The 19,812-nt window shown below is 67.1% G+C and carries 22 protein-coding genes and 1 pseudogene; 9 read left to right on the top strand and 14 right to left on the bottom strand.

Annotated elements, in window-relative coordinates:
* Positions 1–29: 29 nt before the first annotated feature.
* The 5 genes from D9V32_RS12030 to D9V32_RS12010 form a co-directional block, all read right to left on the bottom strand.
* Positions 30–1,670, bottom strand: a complete 1,641-nt coding sequence (locus D9V32_RS12030) for a transporter (RefSeq protein ID WP_121649160.1) — start codon at positions 1,668–1,670, stop codon at positions 30–32.
* Positions 1,652–2,503, bottom strand: a complete 852-nt coding sequence (locus D9V32_RS12025; protein WP_121649159.1) for an ABC transporter ATP-binding protein — start codon at positions 2,501–2,503, stop codon at positions 1,652–1,654. Before D9V32_RS12025 ends, D9V32_RS12030 begins: the two co-directional genes overlap by 19 nt.
* A 133-nt stretch (positions 2,504–2,636) precedes the next feature.
* Complete coding sequence (locus D9V32_RS12020; protein ID WP_121649158.1) at positions 2,637–2,885, bottom strand: PspC domain-containing protein; 249 nt, start codon at positions 2,883–2,885, stop codon at positions 2,637–2,639.
* Entirely contained in the window at positions 2,882–3,349 is a 468-nt protein-coding gene (locus tag D9V32_RS16075) for a hypothetical protein (RefSeq protein ID WP_147440469.1), read from the bottom strand. The genes D9V32_RS12020 and D9V32_RS16075 overlap by 4 nt, the downstream gene beginning before the upstream one ends.
* Positions 3,349–4,896, bottom strand: a complete 1,548-nt coding sequence (locus D9V32_RS12010) for a PspC domain-containing protein (RefSeq protein WP_121649156.1) — start codon at positions 4,894–4,896, stop codon at positions 3,349–3,351. The genes D9V32_RS16075 and D9V32_RS12010 overlap by 1 nt, the downstream gene beginning before the upstream one ends.
* A 146-nt stretch (positions 4,897–5,042) precedes the next feature.
* Here D9V32_RS12010 and D9V32_RS12005 point away from each other — a divergent pair, with 146 nt between their 5' ends.
* On the top strand, positions 5,043–6,467 hold the full coding sequence (locus D9V32_RS12005; protein WP_121649155.1) for an ATP-binding protein: 1,425 nt from the start codon (positions 5,043–5,045) through the stop codon (positions 6,465–6,467).
* Complete coding sequence (locus D9V32_RS12000; protein ID WP_121649154.1) at positions 6,464–7,126, top strand: LuxR C-terminal-related transcriptional regulator; 663 nt, start codon at positions 6,464–6,466, stop codon at positions 7,124–7,126. The genes D9V32_RS12005 and D9V32_RS12000 overlap by 4 nt, the downstream gene beginning before the upstream one ends.
* A gap of 53 nt (positions 7,127–7,179) precedes the next feature.
* Here D9V32_RS12000 and D9V32_RS11995 read toward each other — a convergent pair whose 3' ends face one another.
* Both D9V32_RS11995 and D9V32_RS11990 read right to left on the bottom strand, forming a co-directional pair.
* Positions 7,180–7,698 carry a hypothetical protein gene (locus D9V32_RS11995; protein WP_121649153.1) on the bottom strand — a complete coding sequence of 173 codons (519 nt, stop codon included), beginning with the start codon at positions 7,696–7,698 and terminating at the stop codon, positions 7,180–7,182.
* Between the two features lie 38 nt (positions 7,699–7,736).
* The gene (locus D9V32_RS11990) at positions 7,737–8,609 is read right to left on the bottom strand and encodes an HhH-GPD family protein (protein WP_121649152.1); all 873 of its coding nucleotides are present in this window, start codon (positions 8,607–8,609) and stop codon (positions 7,737–7,739) included.
* 110 nt (positions 8,610–8,719) lie between these two features.
* Here D9V32_RS11990 and truB point away from each other — a divergent pair, with 110 nt between their 5' ends.
* From truB to D9V32_RS11965, 5 genes are all read left to right on the top strand, one after another.
* Positions 8,720–9,655: a tRNA pseudouridine(55) synthase TruB gene (truB, locus tag D9V32_RS11985; protein WP_281272139.1), complete on the top strand. Its 936-nt coding sequence runs from the start codon at positions 8,720–8,722 to the stop codon at positions 9,653–9,655.
* Positions 9,652–10,020 (top strand): hypothetical protein, encoded by a 369-nt coding sequence (locus tag D9V32_RS11980; protein ID WP_121649150.1) that lies wholly within the window; start codon positions 9,652–9,654, stop codon positions 10,018–10,020. Before truB ends, D9V32_RS11980 begins: the two co-directional genes overlap by 4 nt.
* Positions 10,021–10,114: 94 nt before the next feature.
* On the top strand, positions 10,115–10,570 hold the full coding sequence (locus D9V32_RS11975) for a hypothetical protein (RefSeq protein ID WP_245982298.1): 456 nt from the start codon (positions 10,115–10,117) through the stop codon (positions 10,568–10,570).
* Complete coding sequence (locus D9V32_RS11970) at positions 10,567–11,508, top strand: bifunctional riboflavin kinase/FAD synthetase (RefSeq protein WP_121649149.1); 942 nt, start codon at positions 10,567–10,569, stop codon at positions 11,506–11,508. Before D9V32_RS11975 ends, D9V32_RS11970 begins: the two co-directional genes overlap by 4 nt.
* A gap of 73 nt (positions 11,509–11,581) precedes the next feature.
* A complete protein-coding gene (locus D9V32_RS11965) occupies positions 11,582–11,800 on the top strand; it encodes a heavy-metal-associated domain-containing protein (protein ID WP_121649148.1) in 219 nt (72 codons plus the stop codon).
* Positions 11,801–11,824: 24 nt separating this feature from the next.
* Here D9V32_RS11965 and D9V32_RS11960 read toward each other — a convergent pair whose 3' ends face one another.
* Together D9V32_RS11960 and D9V32_RS11955 are read right to left on the bottom strand one after the other, a co-directional pair.
* A complete protein-coding gene (locus D9V32_RS11960) occupies positions 11,825–12,679 on the bottom strand; it encodes an alpha/beta fold hydrolase (RefSeq protein ID WP_121649147.1) in 855 nt (284 codons plus the stop codon).
* A gap of 88 nt (positions 12,680–12,767) precedes the next feature.
* A complete protein-coding gene (locus D9V32_RS11955) occupies positions 12,768–14,120 on the bottom strand; it encodes a M20/M25/M40 family metallo-hydrolase (protein ID WP_121649146.1) in 1,353 nt (450 codons plus the stop codon).
* A gap of 279 nt (positions 14,121–14,399) precedes the next feature.
* Here D9V32_RS11955 and D9V32_RS11950 point away from each other — a divergent pair, with 279 nt between their 5' ends.
* Together D9V32_RS11950 and D9V32_RS11945 are read left to right on the top strand one after the other, a co-directional pair.
* Positions 14,400–16,604, top strand: coding sequence for a DEAD/DEAH box helicase (locus tag D9V32_RS11950; protein WP_121649145.1), 2,205 nt, complete (start codon positions 14,400–14,402; stop codon positions 16,602–16,604).
* 2 nt (positions 16,605–16,606) lie between these two features.
* Positions 16,607–16,996, top strand: coding sequence for a DUF6804 family protein (locus tag D9V32_RS11945; protein ID WP_121649144.1), 390 nt, complete (start codon positions 16,607–16,609; stop codon positions 16,994–16,996).
* 54 nt (positions 16,997–17,050) lie between these two features.
* On the opposite strand, the gene D9V32_RS11940 is transcribed toward D9V32_RS11945, so the two are convergent.
* From D9V32_RS11940 to D9V32_RS11925, 5 genes and pseudogenes are all read right to left on the bottom strand, one after another.
* The gene (locus D9V32_RS11940) at positions 17,051–17,809 is read right to left on the bottom strand and encodes a hypothetical protein (protein WP_147440468.1); all 759 of its coding nucleotides are present in this window, start codon (positions 17,807–17,809) and stop codon (positions 17,051–17,053) included.
* Positions 17,806–18,072 (bottom strand): hypothetical protein, encoded by a 267-nt coding sequence (locus tag D9V32_RS16500; RefSeq protein ID WP_245982296.1) that lies wholly within the window; start codon positions 18,070–18,072, stop codon positions 17,806–17,808. Before D9V32_RS16500 ends, D9V32_RS11940 begins: the two co-directional genes overlap by 4 nt.
* A 15-nt stretch (positions 18,073–18,087) precedes the next feature.
* Positions 18,088–18,441: pseudogene (locus D9V32_RS16680) on the bottom strand (alpha/beta hydrolase); the annotation flags it as partial.
* 11 nt (positions 18,442–18,452) lie between these two features.
* Complete coding sequence (locus D9V32_RS11930; RefSeq protein ID WP_121649141.1) at positions 18,453–19,526, bottom strand: hypothetical protein; 1,074 nt, start codon at positions 19,524–19,526, stop codon at positions 18,453–18,455.
* Position 19,527: 1 nt separating this feature from the next.
* Positions 19,528–19,806: a hypothetical protein gene (locus tag D9V32_RS11925; RefSeq protein WP_121649140.1), complete on the bottom strand. Its 279-nt coding sequence runs from the start codon at positions 19,804–19,806 to the stop codon at positions 19,528–19,530.
* Between the last annotated feature and the right edge of the window lie 6 nt (positions 19,807–19,812).

Raw genomic sequence — 19,812 nt, 5'->3', positions numbered from 1 at the left:
AGGCAGATGAGGGATGCGGGGCGTTTACGCTAGGCGTGCTTGGCCAGGCGGGCGAGCAGGTCGGGGGCGGTGCGGTCGAGGATGCGGCCGCCCCAGCGGACGCCGATCCAGTAGAACAGCGCGCCAATTCCGAGCCCCACGGGGAGTGTCAGCCAGGTGAGCAGGGTCGAGCCCGTGCCCACCGCGAAGCCCAGCAGGACGAGCGCGGGAGCGCTCAGCACGAGGAGCACACCCATGCTGCCAAACGTGCCCGCCATGGACAGCGCGCCCGAACCCGGCTTCGACGCCCAGGGGCTGTCCTCCGGGTCCGGAACCGGCATCAGGAAGAATGCCGACTGTACCGAGGCGATACCGTTTCCGGCCAGCAGCATGCCGATCCCCACACCCAGCACCGCGGGCAGCAGGTGCGCGGTGCCGCTGACGACCGCCACGACGATCGCGACGACGATGGTCAGCGGGGTGATCAGGGTCAGGAACGCCCAGGCACGGCCGCGACGGTCATCGATACCTCGCACCCCGTGCGACACGTGCGCGGCAAACGCGGTGCCGTCAAACGCGATGTCTACAAATGTTGCCGTGGCGGTGAAGAGCAGCATAAACGGTACCGCGAAGGCCATGAGCTCGGGCCCCGCCTCAAACTGCCGAGTCACAAACCAGAACAGGAACGGCATGATCGGCACGATGAGCAGGCTGCGGGCGTAGCGCGGATCGCGGAACCAGTAGATCAGGCAGCGCGCGGCGATCGCACCGGCCGCGGAGGCCGGGTAGAAGCGGAACGGGCCGCGGGCATCGCGTACCTTGCCGCTCGCGGCGGCGGGAGACTTGGCGGCGTTCGCGGCGGCATCGTAGGCAATGCCCCACAGCCAGGCGAGTAGCGCAACCGAGGCAAGCGCGATGACCAGACGCAGGATCGCACCGAGGGCATCACCCTCGGCTACCAGAGCGGGAATGGCCCAGGCCGCGCCGAACGGCGTCCACGAGGCGATCTCGGCCGCCTGAGGAATCACATCGAGCGAGAGCGATACGCCGTTTGAGAGGCCGGCGATCAGCGGTCCGAGCAGGATCACCAGCACCAGCATGAGCGATCCGATGATCTCCCGGTACCGGCGGCTCGCGGCCAGGCGGGTCGCGAGGGTCATCACGAGCTGCGAGAACAGCAGGCAGGTCAGGAGCACGAGCGGCGCACACAGGACGGCGATGATCGCGGAGAGCGGGTGGTGGATCCAGGCCAGACCGGTGAGTGCCGCGACCACGCCGGTGATGATGCCGGGGATGCCGACGGCACCGGCGAGCAGCGTCGCCCGACGCAGCGTGCCCGGCGAAATCGGGAACACCGCGAAGCGTGCGGGATCGAGCGTGCGATCGGCGCCCGCCGTGACCAGTGGCATAATGCCCCAACCGAGCACAATGAGGGAGCCCACGAGGATCAGGACGATGCCGGTGAACGGGGAGTTAGATAGGCCGAGGGCGGTGAGACCCACCAGGGCCATGCCGAGGACGCCCAGACCGTAGAGCGCACCGATGATGGCGCCGACCAGCTGCCAGGTGTTGCGCCGCAGCGCGTTCCACATGATGCGGTAGCGCAGGCTCACCAGCACCCGCACGATGCTGGTGGGCTTCTGCGCGATCGGGGCGGGGGCGAGCGTGGGGGTTAGAAGTTGCGCAGCCACTCGGGGCCCTCCTGCTGGTGACGGCCGCCGACGAGCTGGACGAAGCGATCCTCCAGGGTGGAACCGGCGCGCACCTCGTCGACGGTACCGGCCGCGACAACGCGCCCGGCCGCGATCACCGCGACGTGGTCGCACATGCGCTCCACGAGGTCCATCGAGTGGCTCGACACGATGACGGTGCCGCCGCCAGACACATAGCCGTGCAGAATGTCACGAATATTGGCGGCCGAGACGGGATCCACCGATTCGAAGGGTTCATCCAAAACCAGCAGGCGCGGCGCGTGGATCAGTGCACAGGCCAGCGCGATCTTCTTGGTCATGCCGGCCGAGTAGTCGACCACCAGGGTGTTCGCGGCACCCTGCAGGTCGAGGAGCGCCAGCAGATCGGTGGCGCGAGACTCCACGGTGGCCGCATCGAGACCCGAGAGGAGACCGTGGTAGGTGACGAGCTGCTGCCCGGTGAGGCGGTCAAACAGGCGCACACCATCGGCGAGGTTTCCGACCAGGCGCTTGGCCTCGACCGGGTGCTCCCACATGTCGACGCCATAGATCAGCGCGGTACCAAACTCGGGGCGCAGCAGGCCGGTTGCCATCGACAGGGTCGTGGTCTTGCCCGCACCGTTGGGGCCCACCAGGCCGTAGAACGACCCGGAGGGGATCGACAGGCTGATGCCGTTGACCGCGATCTTCTCACCGAAGCGCTTGGCCAGGCCGCGGATCTCGAGCGCGGGCACCCCGGGATGCTGCGCTGTTTCTGGCGGCACTGCGGCTGCCGGCTGCGGGGCAGCGGGGATGGAATCTGGAACTCCGGGGAGGGGAGTGTGCTCGGTCATCGGATCCTTCCGGTGGTCGCGTGGGCAATCCCTGCGAGAAACGCGGATCGCCCGGTGATCACCGCCAACCTACCAAGAATGAGGGGGTTGATGTCGGGAAACCGGGCGATTCGAACGGACAACAGCGTGTATTTCAGCGAGATTTAGGTGCGAGCCAGCCCTCGAGAACGATCGTTCCGTCGTACCTGGGGAGCAGGATCCAGACGATGACGTAGGTGAGTACTCCAATGCCGGGAAGGAGGAACGCGAGCAGCGTGCCAATCCGGACGTAAAGCGGACTCCAATCGAAGTGGCGCGCGATTCCGGCGCACACCCCGCCCACCATTCCCTCGGGGCCGCGGCGGATCACGCTGCGACGAAGCCAGTCGAAGAAGCCGTTCATCGATCCTCCCCACGACGCGCACCGCGCAGGACGATGCCGATCCCGATGCCGAGCAGGATGACTCCGGCACCCGCCACGATGGTGAACACCAGCGCGATCGGGTCGATCGAGAGCCGCCAGAAACTGTGGCTGACCAGCAGTACGGCGAGGCCCAGCAGGATCACGCCCCAGACGATCGTAAACGCGCGCGGAGTGCGGTTGATCGGTACCTCGGCCAGGCTAGTGTGCGGCTGCGTGCCAGAGCCGGTGGTGTACGGTGCGGTGCCGGGGTATCCCTCGGCGCTCGGGATGGGCATGGGCTCGTCGAAATGAGGGATGTTTTCCCGTGCAGATGCAGATGCAGATGCAGATGCAGACGTAGCTGCCGTGGGTACATCCGTGGAGGCGGTTTCCACGGTTTCCGCGGTGTCGGCCGAGGGCACGGTCTCGTCGCGCGGGAGACCATTTTCCGGTGTGGTGGACATTAGTGCGCTCCCTTGTTATCGGTGATGGTGGCGTTGCTCATCGCGCCGCGAAGAACGAGTGTGATACGCGGGAAGTAGTCATCATCCGGTCCGAAGCCCGCCGTGCTACTGAACCAGACGCCGCTGCGGCCCTGTTGGAACGCACTGGTATCGATCTTGACGTTGCCCAGAACCTGCGAGGCATCCACGGAGACGCGGACGTCCCGAGGCACGATCACGGTGATCGACCCCATCGCGACGTCGACGTGCACGGTCGCGGCCGGGGCGCTCTCGGTGGGGGAGAGGCCGGTGAGGTCGATGCGTCCCGAACCGGCAACGACGGTGTATCCCTCGCTCGCCTCCTGCATGGTGTTCGGGATGAAGGTCGCCGCGGTGGCGGCGGCCCAGTTGGCGTTCTGACCGCTCAGCGGGGTGATGAGGGTGGCAATCAGCGCAAACGAGGCGAGCCAGCCGAGGAAGCCCCCGTGGCGCCCCCGGATGCCGCTGATCAGCACACCGAGCGCGAAGATACCGGCGGCCACCCCCAGAGCGAGGAGAAGCGGCGAATCGATCATGGGCAGCAGACCGAGATAGTGCGCACCATAGATGGCGGTTCCCGCGAGTAGCGCGAGGCCCGTGGTGACCAGCCCGGTCACCGGGCCCGGGCCGAGAACCCGGGGACGCACCGGACGAGCGGGGCGGGCCGCCTGGTCGGCGCTCCACGCCGCGGCATAGTCTGTCGCGCCCGTGGCGGGAACGGTGGTGGGGGCCGCACCCGGCACCGTCGGATAGGCGGAGGTCGCGGTGTAGGCGGACGCTGCCGGGTAAGCATTGGCCGCGGTGGCGGAGGTGGCGGAAGCCGCGGAAGTTGCGGTGGATGCAGACCCCGCGGGCTGCGCATCCGGTGCACCGGCGGCCGGCGGCGCAGCGAAGTAGCCGCCGGGGGCTCCTGGATACGCACCCGGGGTCCAGGTCGCGCCCGATCCGCCCGATCCGCCCGATCCGCCCGCTCCGCTGTCTCCGACGGGTCCGCCGTCTCCTGCCGGTCCGGAGTCGCCAGCGGGTGCGAACGGGGCTCCGCCCTGCCCTCCCGCGGCCCTGCCACCCTGCGCGGGGCCGGATGTGCGGCGCACCAGGAGGTAGATGCCCACACCGATCAGGCCGAGGATGACGAGCGATCCGCTCCAGGAGGTGACGCCCCAGTTCCCGAAGGAGAAGACCCCGACCTGCAGGTTGAAGAGGCCGATCACGGTGACGATGGTGGCACCGGTCATGCCCGCATGCCAGCGGCCAAAGCGCAGTGCTTCGGCGTGGATGTAGCCGTTACGATCCGGGAGGAACGCCCAGCCGAGGCCGTAGAGCAGAGGGCCGATTCCGGTGAAGATGCTGAGCACAACAACGATGCCGCGCATGAGGATCGGGTCGATTCCGATGCGCTCCGCGAGACCCGAGGCCACACCACCGAGCCAGGCACGGTCGGAGCGAACGATCCGTGAGTCTCGGATGCTGTCAAAAAAGCCGCGGGATCCGCCGGAGGGCTCGCGCTGAGGGTTGTCGGTCGTGTTCATACCCCCAGTGTGGTCTCGGCACCAACGCCTGCGCTATGGGGGCCTGCCCTGATAAAACCCTGAGTGCGTTCGGGGGTACCCCGGGGTTCCCCCGATTTGCCGTGCCCCGGGTGGCCGTGTGCCGCCCAACATGCTTGTATTGAGCCATGCGTCTGCCCCTCGTCCGAACCCGATCGCGCGCGATCGCGGGTGTGTGCGCGGGCCTCGCCCGGCACCTCAACCTGCCGACCGCCTGGGTGCGCCTGGGCATCATCATCCTCACCCTGTTCGGCGGAGCCGGCGCGATTCTCTACGCCTGGCTCTGGCTGTTTGTGCCCAGCGAGGACGACGTGGAGCGGGCGAACGTGCGTGACTTCAACCCGCGCAACGTGGCCGAAAACTTCGCCCGCAACGTCGCTCCCTGGCTGCGAACGCGCCCCACTGATGGCAGCGGCATCGCCCGGCCAGGAGCCGCCCAGACCGGAGCCGCCCAGACCGGAGCTGCCCGGCCGGCAGCCGCCCGCCCAGCACCGCGCGGGGCCGTCCCCACCCCCGGTACGCCCGCCCCCGGTGCCCCCGGGCAACGGCCCGAGCCCGGCAACGAAAACAGTCACGGCCGCCCCTGGCGGCAGTGGCGCATGGGCCTGCCGGAGATCGCCGTGGGCGTTGTCCTGCTGGGTATCGCCACCGCCATCCTGCTCGAGATGATCGGCGTCAAAATCAACTGGCAGCTCTGGCTTCCGGCCGTCGCGATCGCCACCGGTGTGGGCCTCACCTGGCTGCAGCTGGACTCCTCCGGCCCCGGCCGGGACGGCCGGGCCTCCTCCGGTGCCCTGCGCCTCATCGCCGGAATCGCCCTCGTGGTCATCGGCATCCTGATCCTCGTGACCGGTGCCATCGATCAGGAGCTGATCGGACAGACCCTTCTCGCAACCTTCGCGATCCTGATCGGTCTCGCCGTGGTACTCGCCCCCTGGGTGGTCAAATACTGGCGCGAACTCGGTGCCGAGCGTGCGGCTCGCGCTCGCGAATCCGAACGCGCGGACATCGCCGCCCACCTGCACGACTCGGTGCTGCAAACCCTCGCCCTCATCCAAAACCGCGCCGACAGCGCGGCCGATGTGCGCCGCCTCGCCCGCGCCCAGGAACGCGAGCTGCGCGCCTGGATCAGCTCGGACCAGCCCGACCCGGGCGGGACCGCGGCCGAACGCCTGCGCGGCATCGCCGCCGAAATCGAAGACGGCTACGGCCGCACCATCGAGATCGTCACCGTTGGCGACACCGCGCACTCCGACACCCTCGAACCGCTCCTCGCCGCGACTCGGGAGGCGCTCCAGAACGCGGCCAAGCACGCGACCGGCACCATTTCGGTCTATCTTGAAGTGGGGCGGGGAGCGTGCGAGGTATTCGTCCGCGACCGCGGGACAGGCTTCGATCCCGAACAGATCCCGGCCGACCGCCACGGCGTCCGCGACTCGATTCTCGGGCGCATGACCCGACACGGCGGCACCGCATCACTTCGAAACACCGGGCACGGCACCGAGGTGGCGCTGCGAATGCCCCTTCCCGACACAGCAAAGGACAACACATGACCGAGCAGACCCCGCCGAACCTCCGGGTTGTCCTCGTCGACGACCACGCGATCTTCCGGTCGGGTCTCCGCGGCGCGCTCGCCGCGGACATCGAGGTCGTGGGGGAGGCCGGCACCGTTGAACAGGCCATCGCGATCATCCACCAGACGCGGCCCGCGGTCGTGCTGCTCGACGTCCACCTGCCCGGCGGCCGCGGCGGTGGCGGGGCCGAGGTCATCGTTGGCTGCGCCGACCTCCTCGCCGACACCCGTTTTCTCGCGCTGAGCGTCTCGGACCAGGCCGAGGATGTCGTCACCGTCATCCGTGCCGGTGCCCGCGGCTACGTCACCAAGACCATTCAGGCCGAAGAGCTCGGCGACGCCATCCGACGGGTATCCGCCGGAGATGCCGCCTTCTCCCCGCGCCTCGCGGGATTTGTGCTGGACGCCTTCGGCACCCAAAACATCGCGCAGATCGACGACGAGCTCGATAAACTCTCCGCCCGTGAACTCGAGGTCATGCGCCTCATCGCCCGCGGCTACTCCTATAAGGAGGTCGCGGCAGACCTCTTCATCTCCAACAAGACCGTCGAATCACACGTGTCCGCGGTGCTGCGCAAGCTCCAGCTGTCGAATCGGCACGAGCTGTCCCGCTGGGCAGTCGATCGAAGAATCCTCTAGGGTGCTCACACTCTGCACGTTGGGGGCCGTTGATCGAAGAATCCTCTAGCCAGCTAGTCGGTCAGCAGCTCAGGGGCACCCACGCGCAGGTCGAAGGCACCGGCGAACTGGGCATCGAACTCCTGGACGGAGCCGCCGATGCTGTGCGCGATGAACTCGGTAGCGCGCGGCCCAACCTGATCGATCAGCGCATCGATCACCTGGGCTACCGCACCGGGCAGACCGTTTTCATCGGCACCGTTGAAGACCACGACGTACTCGACATCGTCGCCGAAGGACACCTCGGCGTCCTCGCTTAGGACGCTCTCATTCGCGGTGACCTGGAAGAACCAGCCGGGGATCCGCTCGGCACCGGTGGGCAGCACGCCCTCCTCCGGGCGGTGAGCGGCGAGGGTGGCCTCGAGATCCTCGGTGTGCAGGTACTCGGCCACAAACAGCGGCGGCAGAACGCCGGAAACCTCGAGCTCGGGCTCGGCGTCAGCCACGATTTCAAACGCGGGGGAGTCGGCGGCCGAGAACTCCTCAAAGCCGGGTTCGGGGGTGAAGTTCTGGGGTGCGTCGGCGTTACTCATGCGCCCAGTTTAGCGGGTACCGGGCAGCAGGGCGGGCGCTAGGGAAGTACGTATCCGCCCTGGGATTCCACCGCGAGGCCGTCCGCGAGGAGGCCTGCGAGCGCGCGATCCAGCTGCACCCGGTCGGCCCACAGCCCGGAGATTTCCACCCCGGTCACGGGCAGGTGGGCGGCGCGCAGCTCGCGCAGAATGAGCCCACGCACCTGCCGATCGCTGCCCGCATAGGTGGCCTGCACCGTCTTGGTCGGGCCGAAGTACTCGGGGGATCCCGCCCCCACCCACGCGCAGGCCGAACGAATCGGGCACTCCTCGCAGCGCGGTGAACGCGCGGTGCACACCACCTGCCCCAACTCCATGATCGCGACGTTGAAATCTCGTGCAGCCTCGCGCTCCTCGGGCAGTAGCGCGGCCATATCCGCGAGGTCCGCGGCGGCGCGCGGCGGCCCGGGTTCGGCCTGCCCGTGGATGGCGCGCGCAATAACGCGGCGGCCGTTGGTATCGATCACGGGGTGTCGATCACCGTAGGCAAACACCGCGACGGCGCGTGCGGTGTAGTCACCCACGCCGGTGAGGGCGAGCAGGGTGGGCACGTCTCGCGGTACCACGCCGCCGTGCTCCTCGGTGATCTGCACGGCCGCACGGTGCAGCCACAGCGCACGCCGCGGGTAGCCGAGGTTGGCCCAGGCGCGCACGGCCTCACCCGAGGGCTCGGCGGCGAGATCCGCGGGGGTGGGCCAGCGTTCGAGCCACTCCGCGAGGCGCGGGATCACCCGCGCCACCGGGGTCTGCTGCAGCATGAACTCCGACACCAGCGTGCCCCAGGCCGGGAAGTCGTCCTCGCGCCAGGGAAGTGCGCGTCCGGACCGGGCGAACCAGTCGATCAGGGCGTTCGGAATGTCGGAGGTTTTCATCGATTCCAGCCTAGCTCGCACCACCGCGCCCGCGCGTACCGAGCCTGTGCCCGCCGCGAATATGGGAGGATAAAGGCTGATTTATGCAGCGGTGACACGAGGAGTATCAGGTGAGTTCAGGCATTGTTCTGGTCGACAAATCCGGCGGGATGACCAGCCACGACGTGGTCGCGCGCACCCGCCGGCTCGCCGGCACCCGCAAGGTGGGCCACGCCGGGACCCTCGACCCCATGGCCACCGGCCTGCTGATTCTGGGTGTGAACTCGGCCACCCGCCTGCTCACCTACGTGGTGGGCCTCGACAAGGAGTACTTCGCCACCATCGTGCTGGGCTCCTCCACCACGACCGATGACGTCGAGGGCGACACCCTCGAAACCGCGAATCCCGAGGCCGTGGCCGCGATCACCGATGCGGCCATCGAGGCCGGAATCCAGAAGCTGCGCGGCGATATCCTGCAGGTACCCACGCAGGTCTCGGCGATCAAGGTGGACGGCAAGCGCGCCTACGACCTCGTGCGCTCGGGCGAAACCGTGGAGCTCAAGGCTCGCCCGGTCACGATTGCGACCTTCGAGGTGCTCGCTACCCGTCGCCTGCCGGGCAGCATCGAACTCGACGTGCGGGTCGAGTGCTCCTCGGGCACCTATATTCGCGCGCTGGCCCGCGACCTCGGCGCCGACCTCGGCGTCGGTGGCCACCTCAACGCCCTGCGCCGCACCCGGATCGGACCGTTCTCGGTCGAGGACGCCGTGACGCTCGAAGACCTAAACCCGGCCGAGCGCCTGATCTCCTCGGCCGCCGCCGCGGGCACCCTGTTCCCGGTGGTCTCGCTGGATGCCCAGCGCGCGATCGACCTCGGCCACGGTAAGAAGATCGGCATCGAGGGCTTTCCCGAAAACGTATCGGGCCCCATCGCCGCGCTGACCCCGGCCGGTGCCCTGATCGGGCTGGTCCAGGCCGGCAAGAATAGCGCCCGTTCGCTCGTCAACTTCCCGGCGGATGAGGCACGGGTCGAGGCACCTACCACACCCGCGGAGGCAGCCGAATGATCACCTGGCTCACCTACACGATCGCGATTATCGCGGGCCTTGCAGGTCTGCTGTGCGTGGTACTCGGGCTGATCGGCCGCAAGCCGAGCGACCTCACCCTGGGTTCCGCCGCCCTGGTCGAACTGCTCCTGCTGGTGCAGCTCGTGGTGGCGATCATCGCCCCGGCCACCGGAAACAACATTCTTGGCGACCCGATCGAGTTCTACGCGTACATCATCTGTGCGCTCATTATCCCCGCGGCCGCGGTGTTCTGGGGGCTGCTGGATCGTACCCGCTGGTCCACGGTCATCGTGGGGGTGGGCAGCCTCGCGGTGGCCGTCATGGTGATTCGCATGGAGGTTATCTGGACCACCGTCGCGGCCTAACCGCGCCGAATCCGCGGGGGAGCCGCGGCACGTGGCCCGCTTCGTTACCCCGGCTGTCGGTGTGGGGGCCGAAGGGGCATAGAATTGGCTCGACATGAACAGCACCGAACCCGCCGCCCAGACTCCGTCAGCCTCCCCGTCGCCGAAGCGTGACGCCGTCCCGCGGATCAGCGGTGTCGGGCGTGTGCTCGTGGCCGTCTACGGCATCCTTGCCCTCGCCGCGACCGGTCGCTCGGTCACGCAGATTATCGGCAAGTTCGATGAGGCACCCCTCGCGTATACGCTCTCGGCCCTCGCCGCGGTCGTGTACATCCTCGCCACGGTGGCGCTGGTGGTGACGGGCAAGACCTGGCGCACCATCGCCTGGGTCACGATCGGCTTCGAGATGGTCGGCGTCATCGTGATCGGCCTGCTCTCGGTGTTCGATCCGCAGCTGTTCCCGCACGATACCGTGTGGTCGCACTTCGGCAGTGGCTACGGCTACGTACCGCTGGTCCTGCCGGCTCTTGGACTGTTCTGGCTCTTCAAGCAGAAGGGAAAGCGCGCGTGAAGGTTTTCCGCGACCTCACCGAGGTTCCCCTGGATTTTGGGCCGAGCGCGGTCACGATAGGGAAGTTTGACGGCGTACACGCCGGCCATCGCGGCGTGATCGAGGGCCTACGGGGCATCGCGGCCGAGCGCGGTCTGCGCTCCGTGGTGGTCACCTTCGATCGTCACCCGCTGCACGTGATCGCCCCGGGTAAGGCCCCGGTCGCGCTCACCGGAATCGAAAAGAAGCTCGATCTCCTGGCCGAAACGGGCATCGACGCCGTGCTCGTCCTGACCTTTGATCGCCTGCTCTCGGCCCTTGAACCCGAGTCGTTTGTGCGCTCCATTCTCTGCGCCACGCTGGACGCCAAGGTGGTCCTGGTGGGGGATGACTTCCGCTACGGACACCGCGGTGCCGGCACCGTCGAAACCCTGACCGCTCAGGGCAGGGTCGAGGGCTTTGAGGTCGTTGCGATCGACGATGTTATGCCCTGCGAGGGGCGTCGCGCCTCCTCAACCTGGATCCGCGAGCTGCTGGCCGACGGCCGGGTGGATGCCGCGGCCGATCTCCTGGGCCACAACGCGAGCGTTCGCGGCACCGTGGTGCACGGCGCCAAGCGTGGCCGCGAACTCGGGTTCCCCACCGCAAACCTCTCGCCCGAGTCCACCGGCTACATTCCGGCCGATGGCGTGTATGCGGGCTGGTTACACAGCGAGGGCGAGCGCTATCCCGCCGCCATCTCGGTGGGCAACAACCCGACCTTCGATGGCGTGCCGCAAAAGCAGGTGGAGGCGTTCCTCCTGGATCAGGACATCGACCTGTACGACCGCGAGGTTGAGGTGTGCTTTGTCGAGCGGGTACGCGGCATGGTCGCCTATGCGGGCATCGATCCGCTGATCGCGCAGATGCACGACGACGTGGTGCGGGTGCGCGAGATTCTGAACGTCCCGGCCCCATAGGTTTCCCCGAGAAAACTGTCGGCCGGATATCGGCCTCGCGGTCTTATGATTATCGTGACGAAGGGACGCCACAATGGGACTGAAAACGACACTGCTGAGCATCACCGGAATGCACGATTCACTCTGCGTGAACAGGATTCTTCGCGAGTTTGAGGCGCTCGAGGGCGTCACCGCGGAGGTAGACCTGGCCTCCGGCCGTGCCCGCGTTCGGGCTTCGGATGACACCGAGCAGGGCGTGCTTGTGCACGCGGTTTCGGCCGCGGGCTTCTCCGCTACGGTGGTCAGCGCCTAGCGCCTAGCGCCTAGCGCCTAGCGCCTAGTCGAGGTAGCCCAGGAAGAGGCCGGGTTCGGACCACAGCAGCGATCCGCCGGCACCCGACACCAGGTGGCGCTGCGCTCCCGGAATGCGGTGGGCGAGGGTTTCGCCGTGATCGGGGGAGTGCACCTCGTCGCGATCGCCGAACCACACGTGCACCGGCACGTCGATGCGTTCGAGGGGCAGCAGCCAGGGGCTCATGGTCAGGATCGTATCGGTCGCAAAGCCGTCCAGCCCGCCGGAAAATGACTCGGCGAGGGTGCGGCGGTACAGTGCGCGGAACTCCTCATCGCCGTACACCTCGGCGTCGGCGGAGGAGATTTCGGACATCACGTACTCCCACATCAGTTCCGGGGTATACCCGGCAAAGTGGGCCCGGGCGGTCTCGGGCTCGCGGCCCACCGCGTCGACCAGCGCCACCAGCTCCTCGGGGAGGAGCGCGGTGATGGTGGGGTAGGCAACCTCATCGCTCGGGGAGACCAGGTTGAGGGAGGACACGGCGCCGGTGGCGGCCAGGGCGAGGGCGAAGGGGGCACCCTGGGCGTGCGCGATCAGGGGGATTCTGCCGAGGCCCAGGGCGCTCAGCAGGTAGCGGAGATCCTCGGCGACGCTGCGCAGTGTTTTGGCGGGGTCCTGATCAGAGGATCCGAAGCCCGGACGATCCACCGAGATCAGCCGGATCGCGCGCTCGCGCAGCAGCTCACCTCCGAAGCTCATCGCGCGGCCACTGGCCGCTCCCGGGATAAAGAGCACCGGGGTGCCATCGAGGGTTCCGTATTCGGCGAAGCCGAGGGCCCGGCCATCCGGAAGGGTAATTTCTCCGAGGCGGGCCGAAACTATGTCGCAGGTATTCACACGCCCATTTTATCGCCCCGGCGTCCCGCACCGCCGGGGCGCGAGCGTGGTTCGCTGCGGGCGCAGGGCGCACCCGCAGCGATTCTCGCTAGGAGCTGAGCACCAGGTTGCGGTAGAACTCGATGCCGTCCAGCCAGGTCGAGACACGGATGCGCTCGTTGATCGCGTGCAAGCCCGCGCGCTCATCGGCGCTCATGCGGAACGGTGTGGTGCGGTACACGGTGGAGGAGATGCGCGCATAGTAGCGGGAATCACTCGCGCCGAGCATGACGTAGGGCGAGACGGTGGCATCCGGAACCGAGGCGGAAAAGGCGGCCAGGATGCGTTCCCAGCCCGGCCCGCTGGCCGGGGATACCGGGGAGGGCTCGTGATGCTCGCTCACGGTGATTTCCACCTCCGGGTCGGCGATCACGCGGGTGAGTCGGCGCACGGTGGCCGCCACCGAGGAGCCCACGGCGATCCGAACGTTCAGTACCGCGGTCGCGCGCTCGGGCAGCGCGTTGGCCGCCGAGGCTCCGGTGAGCTGGGTCGCGACGGTGGTGGTGCGCACGAGTGCCGCCGTTTCGGCACCGAGACGAGGCAGGATCTTCGCCAGGATCGGGGCGAGGGCGTCGACGTTTTTGGCGACCCAGGGCAGCGGGGCCGAGGAGTGCGGCCCGAGGGTGCGCAGGAGGTCCTTCGCCGGGGAGGAGAGCCGCCCGGGGAACGGTGAGGCGTTCACCCGGGTGATGGCCCGGGCCAGGCGCGCGGTGGCGGGGAACGGCGGCGGCGTCGAGGCGTGGCCGCCGATCTGGGCCACGCTCAGCGTGATCGTGGCGAGGCCCTTTTCGGTGGTGCCCACCAGGGCGGCCGGGCCGCGCAGGCCGGGAAGGACATCTTCTACGACGGCACCGCCCTCATCCACCACGAGGCCGGGCACGATACCGCGGGATTCCAGCAGCTCCACGGTGGCGCGCGCCCCGGCACCGGTGGTCTCCTCGTTGTGGCCGAAGCTCAGGTAGAGATCGCGCGCCGGAACAAAGCCCGCGGCGATCGAGGCCTCCACGGCCTCGAGGATCGCGACCACCGCGCCCTTATCGTCGATGGTGCCGCGCCCCCACAGCACGCGCTCCTCGCCCTCCCCGGTGATCTCGGCCGCGAACGGGGGATGCTCCCAGGCGGCCTCGTGCTCGCCCACGTTGACCGACACCACGTCGTAGTGCCCCATCAGGACGGTGGGGTTGTCGGCGGTGCCGCCCGACCAGCGCATGAGGAGTGAGTAGCCGCCAACTCGCTCGACCTCGAGCGTGCGGTGGGTGAGCGGATACAGCGCGGTGAGGGCTTCGAGGAAGGCATCGAATGCCGGCCAGTCCACCAGGGTTTCGTCGAGGCGACCAACCGTGGGGATGCGCAGCAGCGTGCGGAAGCGGTCGAGCGAATCTTCACCGAATCGAGGGTTCATTGCTGAAGTCTACTGGGCCTGCACGATCGAACCTCTCCGGATGACGGCCGTTCCACGCGGCAGGCGGATACTGCCCGGCATCCACCCAAAACGGGTGTACCCGGCGAAAAGAGCGCCGAAGGGGGGCGTGAGTATCGTAGAATGTTTGCGTGCCCGCCGTTTTTCCGGCTTCGGTCCCGGTGTCGATCACCGCGTGAAACCCCAGTCGAGGCCACCGCCAACCGGCCGGCGCAGTTTCGGACCCGCACTCGCGCGGGTACTCGAGCGCTCAGGAGGAGCATGCCGAACACCGGTCAGCGCCGTTCACCCGGCCGATCCGCACACCGCACCGCGGGTGCACGCGGAACAACCAACCGCAAGCCGTCGTCGCGCAATCAGGTGTCGCGCCACGATGAGGAAGCCCCGATCATCCCGATCCTCGCCCGCAAGGTGCGCGAGGTTGAGGCAAAGGCTCAAAAGGGCAAGGTTGGCCCGACCAACCGCGTAAAGTTCCAGGTCATCGCCTTCCTGGTGCGCGAGGAACGCGCCCGGGTTAAGGGCGCGACCGATATGTCCGACAGCATGCGTGCCGAGCTGCTGAAGCGTCTCGATGGTGTGGCGACGATCCTCGCAAAGACCGCGGCGCGTGACACCTCGCTGATCACCCTGCTCGAGGCCGATGCCGCAACCAGCCCGGTCGCGCAGAAGATGCGTCGCGACTGGCTGCTGGAATCCGGTGCCGAGCTGAGCCCGGAAGAGCTCATCATCACCACCCAGGCCGCCGAGCCCGAGCAGATCATCCCGGCCGAGCTCGCGCAGAAGCAGGTCGTGCCGATCCAGGTGAAGGCGCGCCTGCGCTCCAACCCGTTCCTCGCCCCGAACCTGACTCCCGCCGCCGCCGCGCCGTCCTCGCGTGGCCGGTTGGACAGCTGGGAGCTCATGGGCCCGCTCTACAAGTCGTTCGAGACCGGTGCCGGCGGGGCTTCGGCCTGCATGCCGCTGCCGGATGCCCCGAAGATCGACCGCCTGGCCCCTCCGGGCCGCGAGATCATGAAGCACCAGGCGCGCTTCGTGGAGGCCGTGAAGCAGGGCCAGCGCTCCATTCTGCTCGCCGATGAGCCCGGCCTCGGTAAGACCGCACAGTCGCTGCTGGCCGCCTCGGTGGCGCAGGCGTACCCGCTGCTCGTTGTGGTCCCGAACGTCGTGAAGATGAACTGGGCCCGCGAGGTTGAGCGTTGGACGCCCGGCCGCCGCGCCACCGTGATTCACGGTGATGGCCGCGACATCGATGCCTTCGCCGATATTTTCATCGTCAACTACGAGGTGCTCGATCGCCACCTCGCGTGGCTCAGCACCCTGGGTTTCCGCGGCATGGTGGTGGATGAGGCCCACTTCATCAAGAACCTGCACTCGCAGCGCTCGCAGCACGTGCTCTCGCTGGCCCGTCGCATCCGCGCCAACACCCCCGGCGGCAAGCCGCTGCTGATGGCGCTGACCGGTACCCCGCTGATCAACGACGTGGCCGACTTCAACGCCATCTGGCAGTTCCTCGGCTGGACGACCGGCGATAAGCCGGGCCCCGAGCTGATGGCGAAGCTCGAGGAGAACGGGCTGACCCCGGCCGATTCGGGCTTCTACCCGGAGGCGCGCGCCGCGGTCATCGACCTCGGTATCGTGCGCCGAAAGAAGATGGATGTGGCGGCGGATCTGCCGTCGAAGATGATCGCAGACATTCCGGTGGAGCTGGATGATGAGGCGGGTCGTTCGATCCGCGATGCCGAGCGTGAGCTCGGTCAGCGTCTGCTCGCGAAGTACCTGCGCATCATCGAGGCGCGCCCCGAGCGTGCGGGCCGTGCGAGCGGCCCCGACCTCGACATTATGCGCCTGGTCGCCCAGGGTGAGCTCGAGGAGTCGAAGGCCGCCGGTGGGGGAGAGAACGTCTTCACCATGGTGCGCCGCATCGGTCAGGCCAAGGCGCAGCTCGCGGCGGACTACACCGCGCAGCTCGCACACTCGGTGGGCAAGGTGGTGTTCTTCGCCAAGCACATCGACGTGATGGACACCGCCGAGCGGGTTCTCGCCGGTCGGGATCTTCGCACGGTGTCGATTCGTGGCGATCAGTCCACCGCGGCCCGCCAGGAGGCCATCGACGCGTTCAACAACGACCCGAGCGTCTCGGTGATCGTGTGTTCGCTGACTGCCGCCGGCGTGGGCGTGAACCTGCAGGCCGCCTCGAACGTGGTGCTGGCTGAGCTCAGCTGGACCGCGGCCGAGCAGACCCAGGCCATCGACCGCGTGCACCGCATCGGTCAGGACGAGCCGGTCACCGCGTGGCGGATCATTGCCGCGCACACCATCGACTCGAAGATTGCCGAGCTGATCGATTCGAAGCAGGGCCTCGCCGCCCGTGCCCTCGACGGCAGCGACCAGGCCGTCGAATCCAGCGACTCGGTGCAGCTCAACGCCCTCATCTCGCTGCTGCGCGACGCGATCGAGGAGCGCTAGGCATGAGCAACGATCGTTACGGTCGCGGCTCCAAGCGCGAACCCACCTTCACCCGCCCGGCCCTCGCGCCGGGACTGCTGGCCGCCATCATCATGATGGCCACGGTCGCGCTGCTGGAATCCGACCTGTACTACATCGTGCGCTTTGTGGTGTGTATCCTGACCGTGATCGTGGCGTTCTATGCGATCCGGGCGGAGCGCCCCTGGTGGCTCGTCGGCCTGGTGCCCGTCGCGGTGTTTATCAACCCGATCTTCCCGCTGCCGGACTGGCCGTTCACGGTCGAACCGGGTCTGGTCTTCGCGCTGACGATGATCTTCCCGCTGGTGCTGATCGGTGCTGCCGTCACCCTCAAGGTGCCGGACATCGAGGAAGAAGCCCGTCGCGGTCGCTAGCCCGCACCACACAAAACGCCCCGGTTTTCCGGGGCGTTTTGCGTGTGAGGGGCGTTACTCCGCCGGTTCTTCACCGCGCGGGGTGGGTTTGGGCGGCGGGGTGGGTTTGGTGGTGCGGTAGTAGAAATCCGGTTCGATGACCGGATCGCTCCATTTCGGGAACGGTATATACACGCCGGGGACGGATGGTCCGATTTCGATCACGGATTCCGGGAGGCGATCCACAACAGCAGCAAGGAGTTCTGAAGAGTCTCCCCAGAAGGCTTCACTAAAAATGCTGATGCTGTAATACCCGTTGGGCTGGACCATATAGTCCAGCCAAAATCCGGTCCCGGTGTTTGCTTTCGCCCAGTGACGTTTCCCGCGAAGCTCGGTGACCTGATACTCCCACCCGTGTGAGTCATAGAACGCCAACATCGGATCAAGATCCGAGCGCTCACCCACCGCGCCCGGAAGTCGGATAGAACTCGTCGCCGTCACGGTGTAACTATTTGTTGATGTCGCGCCGTGCAACGAAATCGGTGATTCCAAACCTCCATACGCCGCAGCTCCTTTCACGAGCCATTTCCATTCGCCCTCGCTGATCTCACGCTGCGCCTCTGCAAGAAGCTCGTGCATTGCCACATACCGTTCGCCAAACACATCAAAGCGCTGCTCCGGGGTCAGCGCCTCCGCCTCGGCCTGGGTCACTCCCGCCGCATCTAACACACTTTCAGAACCCATCGGTTTCTCCCCTGTCGAACAACCCGCCATCACAGCCACCATCAATACCGCGCCCAGAACAATCCCTGCACGCCCTCGCCTACGACTCATCGTGGTTTCCCATCGATCAGAATGTGGCCCAGATCATTCACCACACCGGTATTACCCGAGAGATACCCCACGTCACCGTCCTTCTCCGTGGCGTCCCCGTCGGTGAACATGTCGTGGACCGTCACCCGGTCCTCGCGCCTTCCGCCCTCGGCGGAGAAGTCTTTCACGCCGTCGAGATCGCGCGGGTCGTTTCGGCCGCTCACAAACCGTCCGGTCTTTGCCCAGTAATCGGCCTCGGCCTCGGTTGCAAAAATCTTCTTCACGTTGAGGTCCTTACGTTTGATCCCGTGTGGGAGCCCCGCGGACCCATACGTGGTGAACGAGTCAAGGCGGAACCTGGTTTGTGCGAGGGCCAAAGCAGCGGTGGTCGACCCGTAGGAGTGCCCCATGAGCCCCACCCGCACGGCCTCTGATCCCGCACGTGCGGCACCAATCCCGTTCAAAAACTCCGCCAACCCGTACGCGCCAACCTGCGCTCTGAACGGGGTCACAACCTCCGCAGCCCCGGGCGTGCGATAGCCAAACCACGTAACAATCGCGGGCATAGAGCCGGGGCCAATTCTCTTTGCCGCTTCATATAGGGATTCTGCCGCTCTCACTCCGTTATCTAAACCGAACATATCGGCGTTCATCCCGGGAACGTTCACCCCAACATGCGTTGCGGTATCCACGTTCCCGGTAGAAATACTCCCCACCACTCGTCCCCCTGATTTCCGATACCAATGAGTTGCACATCGGGACGACCATTCAGGAGGGTCGCGCGCCTATCTGCCTCGCGTCCCGCCCGATCGTACGCTTCGATCTGCCGGATAAACTCCGCCACGGCATCCGCATCAGCCAGCGCATCACCCGCGAAACCCAGCAGATGAAACGCACCCGTGGGCCACTTGAGCGCATAGTCAAGCACACGCCTCGTGGCCACATCACGCACCCAAAACGGTAACCCGTCCGTGTTCGCGAGGGTCAAAATATCCTTGATCGGTAACGCCGCAATCCCGTCCGAATCAAGATCAAGACCCGCCCACAGCTCGGCAACCTGCTCGGGCGTGCGATCCCCACGCAGAATACGTTCGAGTTCGGGAGCGGCCACGTTTTCCGCGTTAACGACCATGCGCGCGGCAAAGTCCGCGAACCCCGTCAACCCATCCGATAACACGTTGCCCGAGCCCGAGGGCCCGGCACTGACCCGGGCCAACACCTCACGGCAGTGGGTCAGATCACGCGCGCAGGACCGATCGAGTGACACCCGAGCCTGATCGAGCTCGGCCAGGCCACGCTCAATCTGGGACAGCGAGGCGCGGGTGTCTTCGACCTGGTTTTCCATCCGTAACGCCCGCCCGCCAGCCTCGGGAGAGGTATCGGCGCGAATCTCGAACAGCGCCGCGGTGTGTCGACGCTGAAGATCCTGAGCCTGGGAGCGGCGCAGACGAAACACGCGTGCCTGATCCTGGAGGTCGAGAACCTGCGCCGCATAGCGGAACAGGATCTCGCCCGCACGCACGCGTACCTGGGCGATGGCCTCGATCGAGTGCTGCATCGGGGCCGCGACCGTGCGGAGCCGGGAAACGGCCTGTGAATGGCCCGCTTCTTCGAGGTGGTTCATCCCGTCTCGGACCGCGAGGAGCCCGTTGCGGAACTCCTCGACCGAGGAAAGATCCTGCGCGACCAGACGCACCGAGTGCATTTCGCCCCGATCGACCCGGCTCCCGACCGTCATTTCAACCGGCCTCAACCGCGCGGGCGAGACGGGAATCCGCCTCGGCAAAACCCTCAGCGGTGTTGCTCGCAGCGCGGGCGTGAGACTCGAGACGCTGCTGGGAAGCCTCGGTCGTGCGCCGCAGATCAGTCTGCAACCCGTGGAGCGCCGAAGCCACCTCATCGGCCCCGATCTCGGAGTTTCGAGACGACCCGCAGGCACCGGTCAGGGCACCGCCCGCGCGGTGCAGCGCAACGGACACACTCCGGAGCGCATCCAGGGAGATGTTGAGGCCGGTCATGTTGCT

Origin of the sequence: Mycetocola tolaasinivorans (genome assembly GCF_003667565.1) — a bacterium.
Classification (GTDB): Bacteria; Actinomycetota; Actinomycetes; order Actinomycetales; family Microbacteriaceae; genus Mycetocola; species Mycetocola tolaasinivorans.
This window is presented reverse-complemented; position numbering and strand designations above follow the sequence as displayed.